Here is a 7,184-nt window from a genome sequence, read left to right on the forward strand (position 1 = left end):
CTTCTGATTTTACTCTTTTATCTTTTAAGGTATTGATTTTTTCACCTATATAATATACCTTATTAGTATAGGTGAGTAATTGTTTCAAATAACTCTTGCTCATTTTATCAGCATCCTTTTTGTGTGAGTTTCTAGGCAAAACTATTATAAAAAGGATGCTTTTATTATGCAACTTTTTTCTCTATAATTTCCAGTAAAAATCGGAAAATCTCATATTTCCACTGATTATTCTTAAATTCTTATAAATCAACGGGCTACCGACCTGAAAAATTTTTAAGTGCTAAACTTCTGATAAAAATATAAATAACATCAACTTACAAGAATTAAATAATAAAATAGAAAATATTAATGGAAAGCAATATATATATATATTACAGCCTGATTCGCATATACCAAAAGTACCAAATGAAATATATAAAAATGAAAACGATGTTAAAGCATTACCACCTGTAACTTTATATATAATTGAAAATATTGATAATAATAAAATAAATTATTCTACAACACCAACACATAGAGATACAAGAGTAATTGTCGATGTTACAACATCTAATGGTATGTGGAAAAGTGATGTCAGTCCAATAGCTTTGCTGTCAGAAATCGGTTCTCTTACTTTAAGTATATTATCCGTTAAATGGAAGCCTGTTAAAAGCATTGTTTATGCTGTTGTAAGCTATGCTGGTTTTAAAATAGCAGATGGTTATCCTGTACAAGCTAAAACACTTGGAAGTTATAGGATTTTTTATAACAAAGGACAAATATACTCAAGGGATTATAATGACTGGAGTACAGAAGTTATAACAGGAAAAAAACAATATTTTTGGCATGAATGGGCTTCTTACACTGATGAAAATCTTAAGCAAAGACAATATACAGTAGATCATACAGATGAACCAATTGATGAAGATATATCTGAACATTATGGTGATATTACGTGGATAAAAGAAATGACCTTAAGAATGTATGATGCCGGTCCAGGACATATGTATAATGAATGTATTAACTGGAAGTAATATTATAATTTAATTATGGTTGATAGTATGGGGAAACTTATTCCCCATTTTTCTGCTATAATATAATAAATGGTAATTTTTTAAAATTTAGAACTTTATAAATTTACTTAAATGGAGGGTGTTTTATGAAAATTTCCAGTAAAATATTAATTACTATATGTACTGTTTTTTTACTACTTATTATTTTCATAGTTTTATTTATTAATAGTTCAACTAAAAATGAAATTTCTTCAAATTCTTTTTATAATGAAGGTAAAATTTTCACAAATCTAAGCAAAAATTTTGATTTTAAAATCGAAAAACTTGAAGTTATATATGATGAAAAAGATAATACTCATAGATTGAATTATAGTATCTTAATACACAATAAAACTCAAAAAGATATTAACAATGTAAAGGTAACCCTTAAATTAGATAAAAAAATGTCTAATTACATTCGTAGTGGAATAACTACCGTATCATATGAACCTGTTAATCTTAAAATAAATGATAGGCCTACAATGGGTATCGGCTATTTACCTGGAATTTTTGATAGTTCAATAGATAACAATGAATTTAATAAAATAAAAAATATAATATGTCTTGAAATTAAATATAATGCGAAAAATGAAACTATAAACTTAAAATAATTTTTTACTTTCATAAGCTAGCGGTTGGCACTATCACCCCTAGTATGGAACTTTCACCGACAAGTAAACACCCATGCTGGGCACATGAAAAAAGGGGCTGTACATCAGCAATTATAAATTGCTGATGTACAGCCCCATTTATTATTTGATTCCTTTTGCTCTTAATTTTTCAAGCATATCTTCAGTCATTTTTGCTAAATCATATTCAGCTTTAAAGCCCCATTCTTCCATAGCTGCACTTGGATCAATTGAATCTGGCCATGTTTCAGCAATCCCTTGTCTTACAGGATCTACATCATAATCCATTTCAAATTCTGGAATGTGCTTTTTAATTTCAGCTGCAATTTGTTCTGGCTCAAAGCTCATAGCTGTAATATTAAATGCATTTCTATGCTTAAGTTTAGAAGCATCAGCTTCCATTAATTTAATAATAGCATTTATTGCATCAGGCATATACATCATATCCATATAAGTTCCCTTAGCTATATATGAAGTGTACTTACCTTTTTTAAGTGCTTCATAGTATATATCAACTGCATAGTCAGTTGTTCCGCCTCCTGGAGGAGCTACATAAGAAATCAATCCTGGGAAACGAACACCTCTTGTATCTACTCCGAATTTCTTATAATAGTAGTCACACAATAACTCTCCTGAAACCTTTGTTACACCATACATAGTTTCTGGTCTTTGTATTGTATCCTGTGGTGTATTGTTTTTAGGAGTAGATGGTCCAAATGCTCCTATTGAACTTGGAGTAAAGAACTGACAATTTAATTCTCTAGCAGCTTCTAGTGCATTTACAAGGCCACCCATATTAATATTCCATGCTAATTGTGGCTTTGCTTCTGCAACAGCTGATAATAGCGCAGCTAAGTGCATAATAGTATCAACATTATACTTTTTGCTGATTTCGATCATTGCTTTACCATCTGTAACATCTAATATTTCAAATGGTCCTCCATTAACAACTGCATTATCTTCTGGTTTTCTTATATCTGTTGCTATTACATTGTCAGCACCATAAACTTCTCTAAGTCTAGTTACTAATTCCGTTCCAATTTGCCCTAATGCCCCTGTAACTAAAATTCTCTTCATGGTTTTCCCTCCATTATCAAATGTATTTTAAAATATATTCTACAATAGCTATTTGATTATTCCCATTTCTCTTCCTACTTTAGCGTATATTTCTAATGCTCTATCTAACATTTCTTTTGTATGTGCAGCAGTTGGCATATTTCTAACTCTTCCAGTTCCTCTAGGTACTGTTGGGAACACTATTGATTTAGCATATACTCCTTCTTCATTAAGTCTTTTACTAAATTCTTGAGTTGTTTTTTCTTCACCAATAATACATGGTGTGATTGGAGTTTCACTGTTTCCGATATTGAATCCTAATTCTTTTAAACCTTTCTTTAGATAATCTCCATTTTCCCATAGCTTTTCATTTAATTCTGTGCTTTCAGTTAATATATCAATTGCTTCTATACATGCTGCAGCAGCACCTGGGGTTAATGAAGTTGAGAATAAGAATGGTCTAGCCCTAACTTTTAACCAATCAATCAAGTTTTTCTTACCAGCAACATATCCACCAACAACACCTATTGCTTTTGAAAGTGTTCCTATTTGGAAATCTACTTTATCAGATAATCCAAAATGTTTAACTGTTCCTGCACCCTTTCCTAATACTCCTGAGCCATGTGCGTCATCAACATATGTTATTAAATCAAATTCTTCAGCAATTTCAATTATTTCAGGTAATTTACATATATCTCCATCCATAGAGAATACTCCATCTGTTATTACCATTATCTTATTATACAATCCAGATTCTTTAGCTTCTTTTGCTTTCTTTCTTAAATCTTCCATGTCAGAGTGATTAAATCTTATTATTTTAGCCTTAGACAATCTGCATCCGTCAATTATTGAAGCGTGATTTAATTCATCTGAAAGAATTGCATCATTCTTATCCATTACAGCAGAAATAGCACCCATATTGCAGTTAAATCCTGATTGGAAAGCTATTGCAGCTTCAGTATGCTTGAATTTTGCAAGTTTCTCTTCAAGTTCAATATGAACATCTAATGTACCATTTATAGTTCTAACAGCACCTGCACCTACGCCATATTTTTCTGTAGCTTTTATGCAAGCTTCTTTCATTCTTGGATGAGTTGCTAATCCAAGATAATTGTTAGAAGATAAGTTAATGAGTTCTTTTCCATCAATTTTTATTATTGGTCCATTTGAACTTTCTAAAGGATTGATTACATTGTATAATCCTTTACTTTTTAAATCTTCTAAATTTTCGTTTAAGAATTTTTCTAATATTTTACTTGACATTGCACATACCTCCAATAATTAATTTGATTAAGTGTACGTCTCTTAAACACACTTAATTAATATGTACATTTATATTATACCACTAAAAATAATAATTTTTATACACTTTTTTATAATATTTTTAAATATTTTTTCGTAAAAAAATATATTATCCAAAGTTTTCACACCTTTAGATAATATATTTTTCCATTAATAACATATTAATATTATTGATATCATTTTTCATATTTCAAAATCATTTGTACGTTATTCAAAGACACGCATACATGAAAACCCTAAATAACAGTATTTTCAGAATATTTTTATGATCGATATTACTATATCAATTTTCCAGAAATACCTTATTTGTAAACGCCTCTATATTCTTTTGGAATAAGTTCGGCAATTTTCGTCATTATATGTTTCATTGCCCTTTCCTCATATTCCTTTTTATCTTCCCCTTTTTCTCTTGATAGCATTTCAAATTGACTTCCTATATTGACACTTACATCTGCATAATGAAACTCCTCTGCACTCATATCTCCCTCTTTATTAATTGGCAAAAGCTTCTCACTACCCCAGATACCAATAGGCACAATTGGTGCTTTAGTAAGCTTAGCAATCAATATTATTCCTTTTTTGCCTTCAATCATACTTGCTGTTCTACTTCTTGTACCTTCAGGGAAAATTAAAACATTTTCTCCTTCCCTTAAAAGCTTTATTATTTTTTTTATTCCATCTTTATCAGCAGAATTAGGTTTAATTGAGGTTGTTTTAACTACATTAATTCCTAAACTTGTTGTTGAATTCTTAGATAATTTAATTCCTGCAACAAATGTTGGATCATACTTTTTAAGTACTTGACTCAATATTAATCCATCGGAGTTACTCAAATGATTGCATATAAATATTGTAGGAACCTTGATATTTTGTATGTTTTCAAGTCCTCTAACTTCAATATTTGCATATTTTTTTACATAAGAAAACACGATTTTTTTGCTTAAGAAATTTACTAAACATTTCGGTAAACATCCTATAAATTTCGCCATTCTAGGAGATATCATATTGTTCCATCCCTTTCAAACAGTAATAACATTCTCTTTATTATAATTGTGAACTACTCCGACCACAAAGATACAAAGCTTCTTTATAGAAAATTTGCTGTTTAAGTTTTCTATAACAAAAGCTATATAGCCTTATTTCTATGGGCGAGAACACTTGCCCTTATCCCTCATAGCATAAGCTAACTTGGAAATATATTAGTTTGCCCTTATTTCCCAAAGAATAGCTCAACTACCTGCATACAGGTACTAGGGTGACATTTATATTATAACAGTTTTCTTAAATAATAACCATATCGAATGGGTATTATTTGAAGTTCTTTACATATTATTACCGAATTTTTCCTCAACATATGATACAGCTTTCTTTCCTACAGCTTTACTTTCTTCATATATTGAATTTATTTCTTCATGTATGTATAATGCATTTCCGCATACAAATATACCTTTGGCTTCCATTTCAGAATATCTATTTTCTGGAGTTAAACAATTTTCAGTATGTATATCCGTTTCTAAATTGGTTAGAAGTTCGATTTCAGGAACCAAATCAACCGACAACAATAGAGTATCGCATTTTACATATTCTTCGGTACCTTCTATTATTTCGCCTTCATTATCAACTTGACCAATAGTCACTCCTTCTATTCTGTCCTTCCCATAAATATCAATTACAGTACTATTTAGTTTTAATGGTATATCAAATGCCTCTATGCAATCTATCACATTCTTCTTTAAACCTCTTGGCTGATCCATATACTCAACAATAAGTTTAACATTGGCACCTTCTAAAATCATTCTTCTAGCTATAATAAGTCCAATATCTCCTGAACCCAATATTACAACTTCTTTTCCTGGTAAAACACCTTCTATATTCACAAACTTTTGAACCGCACCTACTGTATATATGCCTGCACATCCATTGTAAAGAATATTCATATCTCCTTTTGGCATTTCACTGCATCCTGTAGCTAATATTATAGCCTTTGTTTTTATATTAATAATACCTTCTTTATCATTAACAGCAACAATACTCCTATCGTCTTTAATTTCCAATACCATTGTGTTTAATTTATACTCTATATTTAATTCTTCAACTTTATCTATGAGTATTTGTGCATATTCTGGACCTGTAAGTTTAACTTCATATCCTTCCATACTGTAATCAGCATGAATACATTGATTTAATATCCCCCCCAAATCATCTTCTCTCTCCAAAATAATAATGTTATTTATACCATTCCGTTTGGCTTCAATTGCTGCAGACATTCCTGCAACACCACCACCAATTATAATTATATCGTATTCATTCAATGCAAATTTCCCCCCTTCTTTTTTGGTTTTAGTCTCCAATCTCCAATCTCCAATCTCTAATCTCCAGTACAGATTTTCAACTTGAAAACTAGTATCTATTTTAGGTGCTAAGCACTAAAATAAGTTTGCTAGAGGACTAGTGGGCTAGTGGGCTAGTGCAGATTTGTAACTTGATTACTATATACTTGTAATCACCAAATGTTTTTATATACATTTAGAAAATCGTATAACGATTTCATCATTAACTGGTAACTAGCCACCTGGAAAACTGGCACTCTTATATTAGTTTTCATCAAAGTCACAATCTGCTTTGGTGACTGGCGATTGGCGATTAGTGACTATTTATCAGTTTCCAATCCCTAGTCCCCAGTCTCTAACATAAATTTGCAACTTGAAAACTAGTATCTTATTAGGTTAAGTTTGCCAGGGTACTAGTCTGCTAGTGCAGATTCACAATTTGATTGCTATATACCTGCAATCAGCAAATGTTTTTTATATTGAATTTAATAAATTGCGTAGCAATTTTATCATTAGCTGGTAACTAGCCCACTGATAACTAGAAATCTTGTTTTAAAAGGGTTCTATGATTAATCAAGTTTGCCAGTCGACTAGAGGGCTAGTCTGCTAGTACAGATTTGGTATTTGTACATCAGTATCTACTCAAAATAAAGTGCTAGGTTTGAATTTCTGACTAAGTCACAATCTGCTTTGGTGACTGGCGATTGGCGATTAGTGACTATTTATCAGTTTCCAATCCCTAGTCCCCAGTCTCCAGTACAAATTTGTAACTTGACAACCAGCATCTCACTAGGTACTAGAAGTTAAAACAAGATTCTAGCTTTTAATATCTAGCT

Annotated in this window: 6 protein-coding genes; 2 read left to right on the forward strand and 4 right to left on the reverse strand. The window is 30.8% G+C overall.

Features of this window, described 5'->3' with window-relative positions; genetic code table 11:
- The first annotated feature begins 557 nt into the window (after positions 1-557).
- The gene (locus CLTEP_RS12760; RefSeq protein WP_066827306.1) at positions 558-1,013 is read left to right on the forward strand and encodes a hypothetical protein; all 456 of its coding nucleotides are present in this window, start codon (positions 558-560) and stop codon (positions 1,011-1,013) included.
- 125 nt (positions 1,014-1,138) lie between these two features.
- Positions 1,139-1,642, forward strand: coding sequence for a hypothetical protein (locus CLTEP_RS12765; RefSeq protein WP_066827308.1), 504 nt, complete (start codon positions 1,139-1,141; stop codon positions 1,640-1,642).
- Positions 1,643-1,783: 141 nt separating this feature from the next.
- Here the strand turns inward: CLTEP_RS12765 and CLTEP_RS12770 are convergent, their stop codons facing one another.
- The 4 genes from CLTEP_RS12770 to CLTEP_RS12785 all read right to left on the reverse strand — a co-directional run bounded on the left by CLTEP_RS12770 (position 1,784) and on the right by CLTEP_RS12785 (position 6,369).
- Positions 1,784-2,737, reverse strand: a complete 954-nt coding sequence (locus CLTEP_RS12770) for an L-threonine 3-dehydrogenase (protein WP_066827310.1) — start codon at positions 2,735-2,737, stop codon at positions 1,784-1,786.
- Between the two features lie 48 nt (positions 2,738-2,785).
- Positions 2,786-3,979, reverse strand: a complete 1,194-nt coding sequence (locus tag CLTEP_RS12775) for a glycine C-acetyltransferase (RefSeq protein WP_066827312.1) — start codon at positions 3,977-3,979, stop codon at positions 2,786-2,788.
- A gap of 341 nt (positions 3,980-4,320) precedes the next feature.
- The gene (locus tag CLTEP_RS12780) at positions 4,321-5,022 is read right to left on the reverse strand and encodes a lysophospholipid acyltransferase family protein (protein ID WP_066827314.1); all 702 of its coding nucleotides are present in this window, start codon (positions 5,020-5,022) and stop codon (positions 4,321-4,323) included.
- A gap of 318 nt (positions 5,023-5,340) precedes the next feature.
- On the reverse strand, positions 5,341-6,369 hold the full coding sequence (locus tag CLTEP_RS12785) for an NAD(P)/FAD-dependent oxidoreductase (protein ID WP_066827316.1): 1,029 nt from the start codon (positions 6,367-6,369) through the stop codon (positions 5,341-5,343).
- Positions 6,370-7,184: the final 815 nt, after the last annotated feature.

Origin of the sequence: Clostridium tepidiprofundi DSM 19306, from assembly GCF_001594005.1 — a bacterium.
Taxonomy (GTDB): Bacteria; Bacillota; Clostridia; order Clostridiales; family Clostridiaceae; genus Clostridium_AC; species Clostridium_AC tepidiprofundi.

Bases quoted from the DNA above. Each gene is read 5' to 3' on its own strand.
- CLTEP_RS12760 (WP_066827306.1), top strand. From the start codon at position 558: ATGTGGAAAAGTGATGTCAGTCCAATAGCTTTGCTGTCAGAAATCGGT.
- CLTEP_RS12765 (WP_066827308.1), top strand. From the start codon at position 1,139: ATGAAAATTTCCAGTAAAATATTAATTACTATATGTACTGTTTTTTTA.
- CLTEP_RS12780 (WP_066827314.1), bottom strand. From the start codon at position 5,022: ATGATATCTCCTAGAATGGCGAAATTTATAGGATGTTTACCGAAATGT.
- CLTEP_RS12775 (WP_066827312.1), bottom strand. From the start codon at position 3,979: ATGTCAAGTAAAATATTAGAAAAATTCTTAAACGAAAATTTAGAAGAT.
- CLTEP_RS12770 (WP_066827310.1), bottom strand. From the start codon at position 2,737: ATGAAGAGAATTTTAGTTACAGGGGCATTAGGGCAAATTGGAACGGAA.